This window comes from Pseudomonas sp. LBUM1664 (assembly GCF_059695895.1).
This window is the reverse complement of the sequence record NZ_CP166791.1, coordinates 275,771-292,951: the sequence shown is the minus strand read 5'-3', so window position 1 is coordinate 292,951 and position 17,181 is coordinate 275,771. Positions and strand designations below refer to the sequence as shown.

The following is a 17,181-nucleotide window of genomic DNA, read 5'->3' as shown; positions in this document are numbered from 1 at the left end:
GGATCGAATTACTGCGCGTTCGCAACGGCCGCCGGCGGCGTCCAGATCACGTCCTTGATGCTCAAGGGCTTGGGAATCAGCTTGAGCTGATAGAAACTGTCGGCAATTTTCTGCTGCGCCACCACCACCTCTGGCGTGAGGAACAACGCCCCGTAGCCTTGGCGTTTCACCGAGGTCAGGGTGATGTCCGCAGGCAGGCCGAGCAGCGGCGACACCTGCTTGGTCACGTCTTCAGGATTGGCCCTGGACCACTCGCCCACTGCACGCACTTCTTCCACCAGGGCCGTGATGACCTGAGGATGCTTTTGCGCATAGGGTTTGGTCGCGAGGTAGAACTGATGGTTGTCGACGATGCCCTTGCCGTCACGCAGGGTGCGCGCCTGCAGCTGTTGCTCGGCAGCGGCCTGGTACGGATCCCAGATTACCCAGGCATCGACACTGCCACGCTCGAACGCGGCGCGGGCGTCGGCTGGCGGCAAGAAAACGGTTTGGATGTCAGAGTATTTGAGGCCGGCATCTTCCAGCGCCCGCACCAGCAAATAGTGGACATTAGAGCCTTTGTTAAGCACGACTTTCTTGCCCTTGAGCTCTTGCACCGACTGGATCGGCGAACCCTTGGGCACCAGGATTGCCTCGCTGGTGGGTGCCGGTGGTTCGTAGGCGACGTAGAGCAGATCGGCGCCCGCAGCCTGAGCGAACACCGGCGGGGTTTCACCGGTCACGCCAAAATCAATGGAGCCTACGTTCAGGCCTTCGAGCAATTGCGGGCCGCCGGGGAACTCGGTCCATTGCACGTCGACGCCTTGGGCGGCGAGGCGTTTTTCCAACGAGCCCTTGGCCTTGAGCAGCACCAACGTGCCGTATTTCTGATAGCCGATCCGCAAGGTCTCGGCTTGAGCCTGGGTGATGGCGCCGAAGGACACAGCCGCAGCAAACAGAGCGACCAGCCCGCGACGCAAAATGACAGTGCGCATGGCGCCTCTCCTTTTTGCTGTGGGGTTTTGGCTGCACCTGCTTGGCCGTTGACGGCTGAGTAAGGTGAGTTAAATCAGTTAGGGTTCAAATGCTCCAGCGAGCACTCAACAAACGTTCGTTCAACACGCTTGGGTCCAACGGCTTGGGCCGACGGGCCATGGCGCTGAAAAACTGCTCCAGCGCTTCGTTCAGACGCTGTTGCAGTGCCGGCGTCAATTGGGCCTGGGCGCTGCCTTCGCCATAAGCGATCTGGCTGTCTTCGGCAAAAATGCCATGGAGCATTTCCTGGGCCTTGAGCGCCGACAACACCGGTTTGAGGGCGTAATCCACCGCCAGCATGTGGGCGATGCTGCCGCCAGTGGCCATGGGCAGCACCACCTTATGAGCCAGGGCGCGTTCAGGCAGCAGATCCAGCACAGTCTTGAGCGCGCCGGAAAATGACGCCTTGTACACCGGCGTGGCGATCAACAGGCCGTCGGCGTTTTCGATCTGCGCAAGCAGGTCGACCACCTTCGGGCTGTCGAAGCGGGCATGGAGCAGATCTTCGGCCGGGAAATCGCGCACCTGATAGCTCACCACTTCCACACCTTGCTGCTGCAACCAGCGTTGCGAGCGCTCCAGCAGCACCCCGGAACGGGAACGCTGGCTGGGACTACCACCGAGTGAGACGACCAACATGCCAACCATTCCTTAAATGTCACGTGCGATTCGCGGTGGGCGATCTCGCTGTATGGAACAAACCATAACAGGGGATTTATATATCTTTAAATCATATTTATTCATTTGGTTATGCGATATAGAGATATATAACCTGCCTTTTTCAAGGCAATAAAAAAGGCCGTCGAAACGGCCAAAACCCTTGGTGCAGAGAACCTTGTGGGAGCGAGCTTGCTCGCGCCCACAAGGGATTGCGTTTAGCGGTTAGGCTGAGGCGTGAGACGCAGGTAGGGCTTCACGGCGCGGTAGCCTTTGGGGAAACGGCGTTTGATTTCCTCTTCATCCTTGAGCGACGGCACAATCACCACTTCATCGCCGTCCTGCCAGTTGGCCGGGGTGGCGACTTTGTAGTTGTCGGTCAACTGCAAGGAGTCGATCACCCGCAGGATTTCGTTGAAATTGCGCCCGGTGCTGGCCGGGTAAGTGATGGTCAGGCGAATCTTCTTGTTCGGGTCGATCACGAACAGTGAGCGCACGGTCAAGGTATCGCTGGCGTTGGGGTGAATCAGGTCGTACAGGTCCGAGACCTTGCGGTCGGCGTCGGCCAGGATCGGGAAATTGACGACGGCGTTCTGGGTTTCGTTGATGTCCTCGATCCATTTGTGGTGCGAGTCCACCGGGTCCACGGAGAGGGCAATGGCCTTGACGCCGCGCTGGGCGAACTCATCCTTGAGCCTGGCGGTGAGACCCAGCTCGGTGGTGCACACGGGGGTGAAGTCCGCCGGGTGGGAAAACAGCACACCCCAGCTATCGCCGAGCCATTCATGGAAGCGAATCTTGCCGGCGCTGGAATCCTGTTCGAAGTCGGGGGCGATGTCGCCCAGTCTGAGGCTCATGATGTGGCTCCTGAATGAGGTCTTGTTGAATCCACTGTGCACGGGTTTTGAATGCTTTAAAAAGAATAAATATTGATTTATTTAGACCAATTAAGAATATTAAAAAACTGTTCACTGGTAGCAAGCCGCACACCACACCAAGATCGTAGGCGAGGTTTGTTAAGGCCTCAAGCTGCTTAAAAGGAGAAGGTTCGAGAAAGGCTACAGGGGTGGGCCTGACTCGAAAACGCAAAAGCCCCGCCCGGCGTGTTGCCGGGCGGGGCTTTTTTCGTTACGCGAACGCGTTTGCTTACAGCAGCGAGAACGCGTAGCTGACGATCAGACGGTTCTCATCCTGATCACGCTGACCTGGAATGTCGTTGCGCCAGGTAGCGTTTTTCCACATCACACCCACGTTCTTGAACTTACCTTCCGGCACAACGTAGCCCACGGTGATGTCACGCTCCCACTCGGACTTGTCACCGGTAGCGTTACCGATGTTGTCACCGCGCAGGTAGATGAGACCAGCGGTCAGGCCAGGTACACCCAGCTTGGCGAAGTCGTACGAGTAGCGACCCTGCCAAGTGCGTTCACCGGCACGGGCGAACTTGGTGATTTGCATGTCGGTAGTCAGGTAAGCCGACGAGCCGTCACCCTGGTTCAGCCAAGGGAAGTCGCTGTCGCCGTTGCTGACCTGATAACCGCCACCGAAGGTGTGACCGGCAACGGAGTACAGGAACAGGCCGCTGTACAGGTTGTTGTCGACCTTGCCCTTGGTGGTGGTGCCACCGTAGTAACCCGTGGTGTAGTAGGTGGAGTCATTGCCGTTGGCGCCGTCGCTGCGGCTGTTGAAATAACGCAGGTCGGACTTCAGTACGCCCGGGCCGATTGCCCAGTTGTGGGTCAGACCCAGGAAGTGTTGCTTGTAGAAGTCTTCCAGGTTGCCGTAGTAGTACTGGGCCGTCAGGTCCTTGGTGACCTTGTAGTCGCCGCCACCATAGATGAACTTGTTGCTGTCGCGACCGCTTGCGGTACGACCGTTCGCACCGGCAATGGACAACTCTTCGTTGTTGCTGGAGTTACGACCTTTGGCGTGCTCGATCTGGCCGCCAACGAGTGTCAGGTCCTTGATATCGTTCGAAGTAATCTGGCCGCCCTGGAAGGTTTGTGGCAGCAGACGACCATCGTTGGTCACGATCACCGGCAGTTTTGGCTGCAGGGTACCCAGCTTCAGTTCGGTCTGGGAGATCTTGGCTTTGGCGGTCAGGCCCAGGCTGGAGTAGTTATCCACTGCTTCGCCGTTGGACTTGCTTGGGAAGATCGTGCCGCCGTAGGAGTTGTTGGAAGCACCGTTAGTGCCGCCGCCCGAATCCAGTTTGATACCCAGCAGGCCGATGGCATCGAGACCGAAGCCGACAGTGCCTTGGGTGTAACCGGAAATGAAGCGCAGATCAAAAGCCTGACCCCACTCTTCAGCTTTGTTTGAGGTAGCAGCCGAATCACGGTTGTCCGTGTTGATGTAGAAATTACGCAGACCCAAGGTAGCCTTGCTGTCTTCGATAAAACCAGCGGCGCCTGCTTGCTGCGCCAAAACCCCAACGGCCACAGCCAGTGCCAAGGTGGACTTGTTCATGCTTCGCTCCTCTCGTTTTCTAATTCTTGTGTATCTTTGGTCCGGATCGAATGCCCGGATTCCGCGGATGCGCGATTAGCGCCAGACCGTGACTGACAAGTCAATCGTAACCATTTATGACTACGACCATGGTCTAACCTCCGCTATACCGGCCCGCAGGATAATAGATTCTTTATCATTCCAAAAAGAATTGTTTCAAAAGTTTTCAGCCCAATTGGAAATATAACTGCCAGCCGAGCGTCGTCAACCGTGACACGGCATATCGGCCGGACTGCGGATTACTGAATGACGATCTGTCGGGGCTTTCCCAGGGGGCAATAATTACGAAGCGCTGCGCCACTCTCAAATCTCCAATCACTGCGCGTTGGACTGCCGAAGGCTGCGATCTTGAAGGCTTTCTATCAGACGATTCATTGTCTGAAATCAAAAAGATCGCAGCCTGCGACAAGTCCTACGCAGGATGAAGCATTAGGCCTACAGGGATTTCTCGAAGATTTTCGAATTGCGCTGATAGTTGTACAGCGACGCCCGCGCCGCCGGCAGACGCTCGACGCTGCTGGGTTCGAAGCCTCGTTCGCGGAACCAATGGGCGGTGCGAGTGGTGAGTACGAACAGAGTCTTGAGCCCTTGGGCACGGGCGCGGGTTTCGATCCGCTCCAGCAGCTCATCACCGCGCCCGCCATGGCGGTATTCCGGATTCACCGCCAAGCAGGCCAGTTCCCCGGCGTCCGAATCAGCGATCTGGTACAGCGCGGCGCAGGCGATGATCATGCCTTCGCGCTCGACCACACTGAACTGCTCGATCTCGCGTTCCAGCACTTCGCGGGAACGGCGTACCAGAATCCCCTGCTCTTCCAGCGGACTGATCAGGTCCAGCAAGCCGCCGACATCTTCGATGGCCGCTTCGCGTACCACCTCGAATTGTTCCTGGGCCACCAGCGTACCGCTGCCATCGCGGGTGAACAGCTCGGCCAGCAATGCACCGTTTTCGGCGTAGCTGACGATGTGGCTGCGGGCTACGCCGCCACGGCAAGCCTGGGCCGCCGCATCCAGCAGTTCGGCCTGATAGTCGCTGCCCAGGCGTTGCATGTGGGCCGGGACCTGTTGCGGACGCAACTCGCGCACCAGCCGGCCGTCTTCGCCGATCAGCCCCTGTTCGGCACCGAACAGCAGCAGCTTGTCGGCCGCCAGATCGATGGCCGCCCGGGTGGCGACGTCTTCACAGGCGAGGTTGAAAATCTCCCCGGTGGGCGAATAGCCCAGCGGCGACAACAGCACGATGGAGCGCTCGTCCAGCAGGCGATTGATGCCCTTGCGATCAACCCGGCGTACTTCGCCGGTGTGGTGATAGTCCACGCCTTCCAGCACGCCGATGGGCCGCGCGGTAACCAGGTTGCCGCTGGCGACCCGCAGCCGTGAGCCCTGCATTGGCGAGGACGCCATGTCCATGGACAGACGCGCCTCGATGGCAATGCGCAATTGGCCGACAGCGTCGATCACGCATTCCAGGGTCGCGGCATCGGTGATGCGCATGCCGTGGTGGTAATGGGGCGTCAGGCCCCGTGCAGCAAGGCGGGTTTCGATCTGCGGGCGCGAACCGTGGACCAGCACCAGGCGCACGCCGAGGCTGTGCAGCAGCACCAGGTCATGGACGATGTTGCCGAAATTGGGGTGTTCCACCCCGTCGCCGGGCAGCATGACGATGAAGGTGCAATCGCGGTGGGCGTTGATATAAGGCGAAGCGTGACGAAGCCAATTGACGTATTCGGGCATGAACCTGGGCCTGTAAATAAATAACAGCCGAAAAAAGACGAAACAGAACGCACAGCGGGCTGGTGGTTATCGTCGGAACAGGCTTGGCGACACGCGCGCTCTCCTCATGAATACGGGCCCGGATGTGGGCAATTTAGCCGGCCGTGGCCGATGTCAGGCAGTAATGTCCGATCAATTGCCGCAACAACTGCACGGTAGGTTGCAAACGTGACATTTCAAGGTACTCGCCCGGCTGGTGGGCACAGGCGATATCGCCAGGGCCGAGCACCAGGGTTTCGCAGCCAAGGCGCTGAAGATAAGGCGCTTCGGTGCCGAACGCCACTGCTTCGGCGCGATAGCCGGTGAGTCGCTCGGCTACGCGCACCAATTCGGCGTCCTCGGCCTGCTCGAACGGCGGCACTTCGGGGAACAGCGGCGCATAGTCGATCTTGACTTGATGTCGCTCGGCGATGGGGTCGAGCTTCTGCTGGATCGCCGCCCGCAACACTTGCGGGTCCATGCCTGGCAGGGGTCGCAGGTCAAATTCCATGGAACACTGGCCGCAGATCCGGTTGGGGTTGTCGCCACCGTGAATGCAGCCGAAATTCAGGGTCGGCTGCGGCACGCTGAACTGCGGGTTACGGAATTCACGCTGCCATTGCAGGCGCAGGCCGCGCAGTTCGCCCATGGCGTCGTGCATGGCTTCGAGGGCGCTGTGGCCCAGGCTCGGGTCGGAGGAATGGCCGCTGCGCCCGAGAATGTCGATGCGCTCCATCATCACGCCTTTGTGCAGGCGAATGGGTCTGAGGCCGGTCGGCTCGCCGATCACCGCCGCGCGCCCCAACGGCCGCCCGGCATCGGCCAGGGCCCGGGCGCCGGCCATGGAGCTTTCTTCATCGCAGGTGGCGAGGATCAACAGCGGCTGCTTGAACGGCTGATCCAGCAGGGGCTTGACCGCTTCGATGGCCAGGGCGAAAAAACCCTTCATGTCGCAACTGCCCAGGCCCACCCAGCGGCCATCGACCTCTGTGAGTTTCAGCGGATCGGTCTGCCACAACGCACCGTCGTACGGCACCGTGTCGCTGTGTCCGGCCAGCACCAGGCCGCCGGGACCGCTGCCAAAACTGGCCAGCAGGTTGAATTTACCAGGGCTGACCTGCTGGATATCACAGGAAAACCCGAGGTCGCCGAGCCAGCCTGCCAACAGTTCGATCACGGCACTGTTGGACTGGTCTAGATTGGGCTGGGTACAGCTGACCGAAGGCGCGGCGATCAGGGCAGCGAACTGATCTTTCATGGATGGCAAAGGCATCGCTGACTCCGGGCTTACAAATTGATGTCCATCATAGAACCATCAAGCACCAGTAATAAACCGCCGCGGCGCGTAGGACGGATGAGTCCTGTACACTGCACGGCCTTGGCAGCCACACCTTCCCCCGGCTGCGCACCTGATCCCTGGATTTTCCGGCCATGCAGAAAGAAACCGAAATCAAACTCCGCGTCAGCCGCGAGACCCTGGCAGCCCTGCGCGAGCACCCGCTGCTGAAAAAACGCAACAAAAGTGGCTGGGAACGCCATGAACTGACGAACCAGTATTTCGATACCCCCGAGCGTGACCTGGCCCGGGCCAAGGTCGCCCTGCGCCTGCGTCGCGACGGTGAAGAGGTGATCCAGACCCTCAAGACCCGCGGCCAGAGCATCGCCGGCCTGTCCGAGCGCAACGAATACGACTGGCACCTGCCAAAAGCCAAGCTTGACCTGAAAAAACTCGACGGCGAATGCTGGCCAGAGGCCTTGGCCGAACTGGACAAAAAAACCCTCAAGGCCATCTTCACCACCGACTTCGTTCGTGAACGCGCCGAAATCGCCTGGGGTCGTGGCAAAAGCAAAGTGGTCATCGAAGCCGCGCTGGACCTGGGCTACGTCGTGGTCGGCAAGCAGAAGGAAGAAATCTGCGAGCTGGAGCTGGAGCTGCGCGAAGGCGAGCCCGCCGCTCTGCTGGAACTGGCCGCCGAGCTGGCCGCGACCCTGCCCTTGATGCCTTGCGACATCAGCAAGGCCGAGCGTGGCTATCGCCTGCATGACGCGAGCAGCTATGCCCTGAGCCTGCCGGCCCCGCAACTGACCGCCGAAATGCCGCTGGATGAAGCCTTCGCCGCGCTGAGCTGGCATTTGCTGGGCAGCAGCCAGCGCCTGGCCGAGCAATACCGTTTTAACGGCCACTGGCGTTTGTTGCAGGACTGGGTCGAAAACCTGGCCGAACTGCGCGCCCTGCTCAGCAGCCTCGGCCAAGCCGCACCGCGCCAATCGACGCACGACTTGCGCGCCACCCTGGACGCGTTGCTGGAAGACTGGCGCCCACTGGTCCAGGCCGGCCTGGACGACGAAGACGTACGCAAGGCGGCGCCGGAACAGTTCCTTGAAGAGCTGCAAGACCCGCGCTGGGGCCTGTTCTCCCTCAACACTTCACGTTGGTTGCTGGCCCGCAGTTGGACCGCCGAGCGCAACACCCGTGGCAATCGCCAGGGCGCGGCGCAGCTGGGCAGCTGGCTGCCGCGCCTGCTGGGCGAAGAATCTTCGTCCCTGCAGTTGCAGCGCTATCAGCAACAGCCGGAAGACCTGGCCGAGCAACTGCCGCGCATTGAACGCATCCAGGCCTGGCTGCACCATGCCCGCCAAGTACTGGAAATCCCGGAAATGGACCGCCTCTACGGGGAGCTGAACAAACTGGCGCAACTGGCTAACGAGCCGATCACCGACGAAATCCTGGACGCGCGCAAGCAACAGGCGATTGCGGTGTATCAGAATCGCGCTTGGAAGACTTTGTTGCGTCTGTAATAGCGCCTTCGCGAGCAAGCCCGCACACACTGGATCTTCTGCACGACAGAGACCCCTGTGGGAGCGGGCTTGCTCGCGAAGGGGCCAGCACATTCACCACAGATGCCAGCTCAGCGCACCACCGGCAAACTCGTCGTCGACTTGATCTCCGAAAGCGCCACGATCGAATTCACTTCCTGAATCCCCGGCACCATCGACAGTTTCTCGAAAAAGAATCGCTCATACGCCTCGATGTCCGCCGTGACGATGCGCAGCAGGAAGTCCACCGCCCCCATCAGCACATAACATTCCAACACCTCGGGAAAGCCGCGGATCGCCTCGGTGAATTCGGTGAAGTTCGAACGGCCGTGGGCGTTGAGTTTGATCTCGGCGAAAATCTGCGTATTGAGGCCGATTTTCTTACGATCCAGCAACGTCACCTGAGCGCGAATGATCCCCTCCTCCTTCATCCGCTGAATCCGTCGCCAGCACGGCGATTGGGACAAACCCACGTGTTCGGCAATCTGCGCGCTGGACAGCGAGGCATCCTCTTGCAGCAGCGCCAGTATCCTGCGGTCGTAGCCATCCAGTTCGCTGTGCATAAATAAACCCGTAAAGACTAGGCTAGAGAATCACTTGATTCACTGAAGCGTAAAAAACGTTCATTTTAGATAAGAAAAACCCCGTGGCGCATGTAAATATTTCTCCCGCACTCCAGGAGATCGACCATGCCCCCACTCGAAGCCGTCGCCACTGCCCCGACCCGCGCCGACGTCTGGCACGCCACCAATGCCCATTGCCGTATGGAGTACCAGTTGCTGGCCGAAGCCGAACCGGATCTGCTGTGCCGGGCGCTGAACCTGTTTGCCTTGCAGGGCCTCACACCGCAACAGGTTCACGTCGAGCGCCAGCACGACCTTCTGTCCCTGGAGATCGTCATGGAGGGGCTGAGCTGGCACCGTGCCCAGGTCATCGCGGAAAAATTACGTAACCTGATCAGCGTGTGCTCGGTGCACCTGCAAGACGCTGATATTGCGCGGGTTGAGCCGACCCAGGCGTTGGGTTGAGGGCCCGCAGGCAAGAATTCGAAACGCATTGGTCGGGTAGTGGCCCAACGGTGCATGTGGTCAGGACTATTCTTTTGCAGACCGAGCCAAGACGCCGAAGCGTCTGTATCGCGGCTTTGCTGCAATTGTCCAATAGGAATCCGCATGTCCACCAAACACGCCACTCAGGACCGCTGGCTGGACCTCAATGTTCTGCTGCGCCAACTGGTGACCCAGGGCTTCATCAGCCAGGATTCAGCCGAAACCGCGCTCAATGCCCGCCGACGCCACAGCGCCAATGCCCAGTTGCATCCACTGGAGTTCATCGCAAACCAGCATCTGGACGATCTCAGCCGGCCCGGCAAGCGTCTGGACCTGGAGAGCCTGACCCTGTGGTTGTCCCAGCAGGCCGGCCAGCCCTACATGCGTATCGACCCGCTGAAAATCAACGTGGCGGCCGTCACGCCGCTGATGTCCTATGCCTTTGCCCAGCGCCACAAAATTCTCGCGGTGGCGGTCGATCGCGACGCCGTCACCGTGGCCAGCGCCCAACCCTACGCCAGCAGTTGGGAAGCAGACCTGACCCATGTGCTCAAGCTGCCGATCAAGCGGGTGGTCGCCAACCCGGTGGATATCCAGCGCCTGAGCGTGGAGTTCTATCGCCTGGCCAAATCGGTCAGCGGCGCCACCACGGTCGATCAGCAACCGAGCAACCTGAGCAATTTCGAACAACTGCTCAACCTGGGCGCCAGTGATCAGGAGCCGGACGCCAACGACGCGCATATCGTCAATATCGTCGACTGGCTGTTCCAGTACGCCTTCCAGCAGCGTGCCAGCGATATTCATATCGAGCCGCGCCGCGAGCAGGGCACGGTGCGGTTTCGCATCGACGGGGTACTGCACACTGTCTATCAATTCCCGCCGCAGGTGACGATGGCCATCATCAGTCGCCTCAAGAGCCTGGGGCGGATGAACGTCGCGGAAAAACGCAAACCCCAGGACGGCCGGGTCAAGACCAAGACCCCGGACGGCGGCGAAGTGGAATTGCGCTTGTCGACATTGCCCACGGCGTTCGGCGAAAAAATGGTCATGCGGATCTTCGACCCGGAAGTGCTGCTCAAGGATTTCGACCAGCTCGGCTTCTCTGCCGACGATCTGCGCCGCTGGCAGGACATGACCCGCCAGCCCAACGGCATCATCCTGGTGACCGGGCCGACCGGTTCCGGCAAGACCACCACCCTCTACACCACTCTCAAGAAACTGGCGACACCGGAGGTGAACCTCTGCACCATCGAGGACCCGATTGAAATGGTCGAGGGGTCCTTCAACCAGATGCAGGTCCAGCACAACATCGACCTGACCTTCGCCGCCGGTGTACGCGCACTGATGCGACAAGACCCGGACATCATCATGATCGGCGAGATCCGCGACCTGGAAACCGCCGAAATGGCAATCCAGGCCGCGCTCACCGGGCACCTTGTGCTCTCGACCCTGCACACCAACGATGCGCCGAGCGCCATCAGCCGCCTGCTGGAACTCGGCGTGCCCCATTACTTGATCAAAGCGACGGTGTTGGGGGTCATGGCCCAGCGCCTGGTGCGCACACTGTGCCCCCATTGCAAGGCGCCTCTGACCCTGGACGAAGACGACTGGCAAACCCTGACGCGCCCCTGGCAGGCTCCAATGCCGAGCAACGCCCAACAGGCCGTGGGCTGCCTGGAGTGCCGCGACACCGGTTATCGCGGCCGCGCCGGGGTCTACGAAATCATGCAAATGACCGACAGCGTCAAGGCGCTGATCCACCCCGACACCGACCTGCTGGCCGTGCGCCGCCAGGCGTTCAAGGAAGGCATGCGCAGCCTGCGGCTTTCGGGCGCACAAAAAGTAGCCGCGGGGTTGACCACCGTTGAAGAGGTCCTACGCGTGACGCCGCAAAGCGAACAGAAATAGGGCGGCCCCACCGACTACGGATCGGAAAACTCCTGCAAACAAACCGGACATAACCATAGCGAAGACAGTGGCCGCTTGCCCTACACTCAGGATCGCGACTCATCGCATTCGAACAAGGAACAGTTATGCAGATCGGTACCGTACTTTTACTTTTTGTCGGCCTGGTGGTCGCCATCCTGTTCATGGGTTTCAAGGTCGTGCCCCAAGGGTACCAATGGACCGTCGAACGGTTCGGGCGCTACACCAACACGCTCAAGCCCGGCCTGAACATCATCATTCCCGTGATGGACCGCATCGGCCGCAAGATAAACGTCATGGAAAGCGTACTGGACATTCCACCACAGGAAGTCATCACCGCCGACAACGCCACGGTGCAGATCGACGCGGTGTGCTTCTTCCAAGTGGTCAACACGGCCCAGGCAGCCTATGAGGTCAACAACCTCGAACACGCCATTCGGAACCTGCTGCAAACCAATATCCGTACCGTGCTCGGCTCCATGGAGTTGGATGCGATGCTGAGCCAGCGTGATGGCATCAATGAAAAGCTGCTGCGCACTGTCGACGAAGCCACGGCGCCTTGGGGCATCAAGATCACCCGGATCGAGATCAAGGACATCAGCCCACCGGCGGACCTAATGGCCGCCATGTCGGGGCAAATGAAAGCAGAACGGATCAAGCGCGCCCAGATCCTGGAAGCTGAAGGCTTGCGGGCGTCGGCGATTCTCACTGCAGAAGGCAAGAAACAGGCGCAGATTCTTGAAGCCGAAGGCAGCCGTCAGGCCGCATTCCTGGAATCCGAAGCCCGTGAGCGCCAGGCAGAAGCCGAAGCGCTGGCCACCAAGGTGGTATCCGAGGCGATTGCCGACGGTAATGTCCAGGCCGTGAACTACTTCGTTGCACAAAAATACATCGACGCCCTGGGCCGCCTGGCCTCGGCCAACAACAGCAAGGTGATCCTGATGCCGCTGGAAGCCAGCCAGGTGATCGGTGCGGTCGGTGGCATCGGCGAGATAGTCAAGGCCACGTTCGACAGCAAGAAAGCCTGAGGCACGCGTATGTGGGCTTTCCTGCAACACATGTCGTATTGGGACTGGCTGGCGCTAGGCGTCGTCCTGCTGATCCTGGAAGTATTCGGTGCCGGCGGGTATCTACTATGGATCGGCATGGCGGCGGCAGCAGTCGGAGTGCTGACCTTCATCCTGCCGCAGTTGTCATGGGAGATGCAGTTCCTACTGTTCGGCCTGTTCGCCATGGCGACAGCACTGTACTGGTGGCGACGCCAGCGCAGTGCCGTTCGCGAAAGCGATCAGCCGCACCTGAATCTGCGCGGACAGGAGCTGATCGGCAAGATCTTCCAGGTGCACGAGGCCATTGTCGACGGGCGCGGCAAGATCAAGGTCGCTGACGGGGTGTGGCTGGTTAAAGGCCCTGAGTCGCCCGTTGGCACGCGGGTCAGGGTGGTTTCGCAGGAAGGCGCGATATTGAAGGTGGAACGGCAGGACTGATGGGGCATGGAACCGAACTGGGGCGTTGGCGCTCAAAACGTATAGTTAACCCAGTGGAGTCACCTATCATGCGTCTCAAACTTGCTGTCGCTACCCTAGCCTTGCTGTCTCTTCCTGTTGGCTCGGCAATGGCCGACACGTTTTGGCGTAACGTCATCTCGTCCGGTGCGACCACCGGTTCCACCTACCTGACCTTCAAGGATCACAAGCTGATCGTCGCCGCCCAGGACGACGCTGGCAGCTTCGTCGCCAGTGATGGCGGTATCCGTGGTCCGTACCTGGAAGCGGCGATGCAGAAAGTCCGTGCCGACAACCCAGGCCTGCAGGCCACCGACATGGAACTGGCCAACGCGATCCTGGCGAAAAACGCCGTCGCCCAGGACTGATTCCAGGCCCATGAAAAATGCCGCTCGAATGAGCGGCATTTTTTTGCCTGGCGATTTGCAGTGCCGCACTAACCTTGTGGGAGCGAGCAGGCTCGCTCCCACAAGGTCCGGGTTACTCGCCGATAGCAGCCTTGTAGCCAGCTGCATCAAGCAGCTTGGCCAAGTCGCCGTCGGCATTGGAAGGCTTGAGCTTGAAAATCCAGGCACCGTACGGGTCGGAGTTCAGCAGCTCCGGCGAACCGCCCAGCTCTTCGTTGACCGCGCTCACCTCGCCAGCAATCGGCGCATAGATGTCGGAAGCAGCTTTGACCGACTCCACCACACCGGCCTGGTCCCCCGCGGCAAAAACGATGCCGACATCAGGCAGCTCGACAAACACCACATCACCCAAGGCTTCCTGCGCGTGGTCGCTGATGCCCACGGTAACGGTACCGTCAGCTTCCAGGCGAGCCCACTCATGGCTTTCGGCAAAACGCAAATCGGCAGGGATGTTGCTCATATTCTGTGTCCTCAAGAGAAGTGTCAGCGGCCAGCGGCCCGCCGCAAAAGGTTAGATCAGGGTTTTGCCATGGCGGACGAAGGTCGGCTTGACCACCCGTACCGGGTACCACTTACCACGAATTTCTACCTCGGCACGGTCGGCGGTGGCCATCGGAACACGTGCCAGGGCGATCGACTTGCTAAGCGTAGGAGAAAAACTACCACTGGTGATCTCCCCTTCGCCAACATTGGCGATGCGAACCACCTGATGGGCGCGCAGAACACCGCGCTCCTCCAGTACCAAACCGACCAGTTTGTGCTGCACACCGCCAGCGAGTTCGGCTTCCAGCGCACTGCGCCCGATGAACTGCCGGCTCGCCGGCTCCCAGGCGATGCTCCACGCCATGTTCGAAGCCAGCGGGGAAACGTCCTGGTGGATGTCCTGGCCGTAGAGGTTCATGCCGGCCTCCAGGCGCAAGGTATCGCGGGCGCCAAGGCCGATGGGAGAAATGCCGGCACCCACCAGATCGTTGAAAAAACTCGGGGCCTCATGGGCCGGCAGGACGATTTCCAGCCCGTCTTCACCGGTATAGCCGGTACGGGCGATGAACCAATCACCGTCGGCACGTCCTTCGAAGGGCTTGAGTTGCTGGATCAACTGGCCACGCGACTGTGTGACCAGTTCGGCGATCTTGTGCCGGGCTTGGGGGCCCTGGATGGCCAGCATCGCCAATTCGGGACGCTCACGCAGTTTCACGTCGTACTCGCCGAGCTGCGCCTGCATCCAGGCCAGGTCCTGATCGCGAGTCGAGGCGTTGAAGACCAGCCGATAGCCGTCCTCGACACGGTAGATGATCATGTCGTCGACGATGCCGCCGCGCTCGTTGAGCATGGCGCTGTACAGGGCACGTCCGGTGTCCTGCAAGCGGTCGACGTCATTGGCCAGCAGGCGCTGCAGCCAAGGCTTGGCCTGGGGACCGGCGACATCGATCACGGTCATGTGGGATACATCGAACACGCCGCAGTCGCGACGCACCTGATGGTGCTCTTCGACCTGCGAGCCGTAATGCAGAGGCATATCCCAACCGCCAAAATCGACCATCTTCGCGCCTAAGGCGAGATGAAGGTCATACAGAGGCGTACGCTGTCCCATGGGTTTCTCCTTCCGGGCTTGGCGAAGGTGCGGACGGGCACTGCACAGCGTGAACACCTTGGAAAAAGGCGTTTTCAGCCGCGCTCAGTTACCCGGTCCGACAGACGGACCGCACCGAATGCCGCGCATTGTAGCCGCATGATGTAGGACTGACACCTAGCGGCTTCGATAGGCCGAACGTCGTATCAATCCGATGACCGGCAATAATCCCACCAGCACCAGGGTCAGAGCCGGTAATGCGGCTCGAGCCCACTCCCCCTCGCTGGTCATTTCGAAGATCCGCACCGCCAGCGTGTCCCAGCCGAACGGGCGCATCAGCAGGGTGGCGGGCATTTCCTTGAGCACATCGACGAACACCAGCAACGCCGCGCTCAGGGTGCCGGGCAACAGCAGCGGCAGATACACTTTGAAAAACAGTCGTGGCCCACTGACCCCAAGGCTGCGTGCTGCTTCGGGTAACGACGGCCGGATTCGCGCCAGGCTGCTTTCCAGCGGACCGTAGGCCACGGCCAGAAAGCGCACCAGATACGCCAGCAGCAGAGCCGACAGGCTGCCCAGCAACAACGGTTTGCCCGCGCCGCCGAGCAAGGTCGACAGCGGAATGACCAGTTCGCGATCCAGATAGCTGAACGCAAGCATGATCGACACCGCCAGCACCGAACCAGGCAAGGCATAACCCAGGTTCGCCAGGCCGACGCCGGCGCGAATGGTCCGGGTCGGCGCCAGACGTCGGGCGAAAGCCAGCAGCAAGGCGACGCAAACGGTGATCAGCGCCGCCAGGCCGCCCAGGTAGAGGGTGTGAACGATCAGCCCGGCGTAACGCTCGTCCAGATCGAAACGACCGCGCTGCCAGAACCACACCACCAACTGCAGCACCGGAATGACAAACGCGCAGGCGAACACCAGCAAACACCAACCGCTGGCCGCCACGGCCTTGAGCCCGTGTAAAGGGTAGAGCGCCTTGACCCGGGGGCGTTCGTTGCTTGCCCGGTGGGCACCGCGGGCCCGGCGTTCGCCGTAGAGCACCAGCATCACCGCCAGCAACAGCAGGCTGGCCAGTTGGGCAGCGCTGGAGAGGCTGAAGAAGCCGTACCAGGTCTTGTAAATGGCGGTGGTGAACGTGTCGAAGTTGAATACCGACACCGCGCCGAAATCTGCCAGGGTTTCCATCAACGCCAGCGCCACGCCCGCACCGATGGCCGGCCGGGCCATTGGCAGCGCCACTCGCCAGAACGCCTGCCACGGCGATTGCCCAAGCACCCGGGCCGCTTCCATCAGCCCCTTGCCCTGCGCCAGGAACGCACTTCTGGCCAGCAAATAAACGTAAGGGTAAAAGACCAGCACCAACACCAGGATCACCCCGCCGGTGGAACGGACCCTGGGCAGGCGCAGGCCGCTGCCGAACCATTCACGCATCAGCGTTTGCACCGGGCCGGCAAAATCCAGCAAGCCAACGAAGACAAACGCCAGCACGTAGGCGGGAATCGCAAACGGCAACATCAAGGCCCAGTCGAGCCAACGTCGGCCTGGGAATTCACACAGGCTGGTGAGCCAGGCAAGACTGACACCGAGCAACGTCACACCGACACCCACTCCAAGGATCAGCGTGAGGGTGTTGCCCAACAGGCGCGGCATTTGCGTGTCCCACAGGTGGGACCAGATCTGCTGGTCGATGCTCTGCCAGGACAGCAGCAGGACACTCAAAGGCAACAGGACCAGCGCAGCGATGGCGAAGACCAGGGGGTACCAGCGGCGTTGGACGGGGTGGGTCAAGGGGAATTCTCGTTTAAATGATTGTGCCCACGCGTTACATGCATAGATATCTGGCAAATGACCTATGTGGCGAGGGAGCTTGCTCCCGCTGGAGGGCGAAGCCCTCCCAAAATGTCTGCTGTGATCTACCGGATAAAACCGTGATCTGAGATTTTGGGGCTACTTCGTAGCCCAGCGGG

16 protein-coding genes are annotated in these 17,181 nt (G+C 60.4%); 6 read left to right on the top strand and 10 right to left on the bottom strand.

Features of this window, described 5'->3' with window-relative positions; all coding sequences use genetic code 11:
- Positions 1-8 precede the first annotated feature (8 nt).
- The 6 genes from ACA047_RS01365 to argE form a co-directional block, all read right to left on the bottom strand.
- Positions 9-974: a sulfonate ABC transporter substrate-binding protein gene (locus ACA047_RS01365; RefSeq protein ID WP_497355995.1), complete on the bottom strand. Its 966-nt coding sequence runs from the start codon at positions 972-974 to the stop codon at positions 9-11.
- An 85-nt stretch (positions 975-1,059) separates the two neighbouring features.
- Positions 1,060-1,653, bottom strand: a complete 594-nt coding sequence (gene ssuE / locus ACA047_RS01360; RefSeq protein ID WP_497355993.1) for an NADPH-dependent FMN reductase — start codon at positions 1,651-1,653, stop codon at positions 1,060-1,062.
- Between the two features lie 236 nt (positions 1,654-1,889).
- The gene (locus tag ACA047_RS01355) at positions 1,890-2,528 is read right to left on the bottom strand and encodes a peroxiredoxin (protein ID WP_497355991.1); all 639 of its coding nucleotides are present in this window, start codon (positions 2,526-2,528) and stop codon (positions 1,890-1,892) included.
- Positions 2,529-2,817: 289 nt separating this feature from the next.
- A complete protein-coding gene (locus tag ACA047_RS01350) occupies positions 2,818-4,140 on the bottom strand; it encodes an OprD family porin (protein ID WP_497355989.1) in 1,323 nt (440 codons plus the stop codon).
- 474 nt (positions 4,141-4,614) lie between these two features.
- A complete protein-coding gene (gene argA / locus ACA047_RS01345) occupies positions 4,615-5,913 on the bottom strand; it encodes an amino-acid N-acetyltransferase (RefSeq protein ID WP_045157255.1) in 1,299 nt (432 codons plus the stop codon).
- Positions 5,914-6,046: 133 nt separating this feature from the next.
- Entirely contained in the window at positions 6,047-7,204 is a 1,158-nt protein-coding gene (gene argE, locus ACA047_RS01340) for an acetylornithine deacetylase (protein ID WP_497355987.1), read from the bottom strand.
- Positions 7,205-7,362: 158 nt separating this feature from the next.
- Here argE and ACA047_RS01335 point away from each other — a divergent pair, with 158 nt between their 5' ends.
- Positions 7,363-8,730, top strand: coding sequence for a CYTH domain-containing protein (locus ACA047_RS01335; protein ID WP_497355985.1), 1,368 nt, complete (start codon positions 7,363-7,365; stop codon positions 8,728-8,730).
- Positions 8,731-8,840: 110 nt separating this feature from the next.
- On the opposite strand, the gene ACA047_RS01330 is transcribed toward ACA047_RS01335, so the two are convergent.
- Positions 8,841-9,311, bottom strand: coding sequence for an Lrp/AsnC family transcriptional regulator (locus tag ACA047_RS01330; RefSeq protein WP_497355983.1), 471 nt, complete (start codon positions 9,309-9,311; stop codon positions 8,841-8,843).
- Between the two features lie 126 nt (positions 9,312-9,437).
- Here ACA047_RS01330 and ACA047_RS01325 point away from each other — a divergent pair, with 126 nt between their 5' ends.
- The 5 genes from ACA047_RS01325 to ACA047_RS01305 all read left to right on the top strand — a co-directional run bounded on the left by ACA047_RS01325 (position 9,438) and on the right by ACA047_RS01305 (position 13,596).
- A complete protein-coding gene (locus tag ACA047_RS01325; protein ID WP_497355981.1) occupies positions 9,438-9,776 on the top strand; it encodes an ACT-like domain-containing protein in 339 nt (112 codons plus the stop codon).
- Between the two features lie 144 nt (positions 9,777-9,920).
- On the top strand, positions 9,921-11,705 hold the full coding sequence (tfpB, locus tag ACA047_RS01320; RefSeq protein WP_497355979.1) for a type IV pilus assembly ATPase TfpB: 1,785 nt from the start codon (positions 9,921-9,923) through the stop codon (positions 11,703-11,705).
- 125 nt (positions 11,706-11,830) lie between these two features.
- On the top strand, positions 11,831-12,751 hold the full coding sequence (locus ACA047_RS01315) for an SPFH domain-containing protein (RefSeq protein WP_497355977.1): 921 nt from the start codon (positions 11,831-11,833) through the stop codon (positions 12,749-12,751).
- Between the two features lie 9 nt (positions 12,752-12,760).
- Positions 12,761-13,210: an NfeD family protein gene (locus tag ACA047_RS01310; RefSeq protein WP_497355975.1), complete on the top strand. Its 450-nt coding sequence runs from the start codon at positions 12,761-12,763 to the stop codon at positions 13,208-13,210.
- A 65-nt stretch (positions 13,211-13,275) separates the two neighbouring features.
- Positions 13,276-13,596, top strand: coding sequence for a DUF2388 domain-containing protein (locus ACA047_RS01305; protein ID WP_170846005.1), 321 nt, complete (start codon positions 13,276-13,278; stop codon positions 13,594-13,596).
- A gap of 112 nt (positions 13,597-13,708) precedes the next feature.
- Here ACA047_RS01305 and gcvH read toward each other — a convergent pair whose 3' ends face one another.
- From gcvH to ACA047_RS01290, 3 genes are all read right to left on the bottom strand, one after another.
- Positions 13,709-14,095, bottom strand: coding sequence for a glycine cleavage system protein GcvH (gene gcvH, locus ACA047_RS01300; protein ID WP_497355973.1), 387 nt, complete (start codon positions 14,093-14,095; stop codon positions 13,709-13,711).
- 51 nt (positions 14,096-14,146) lie between these two features.
- Positions 14,147-15,229, bottom strand: coding sequence for a glycine cleavage system aminomethyltransferase GcvT (gene gcvT, locus ACA047_RS01295; protein WP_497355971.1), 1,083 nt, complete (start codon positions 15,227-15,229; stop codon positions 14,147-14,149).
- A 156-nt stretch (positions 15,230-15,385) separates the two neighbouring features.
- Positions 15,386-17,002: an ABC transporter permease gene (locus ACA047_RS01290; RefSeq protein WP_497355969.1), complete on the bottom strand. Its 1,617-nt coding sequence runs from the start codon at positions 17,000-17,002 to the stop codon at positions 15,386-15,388.
- Positions 17,003-17,181 lie beyond the last annotated feature (179 nt).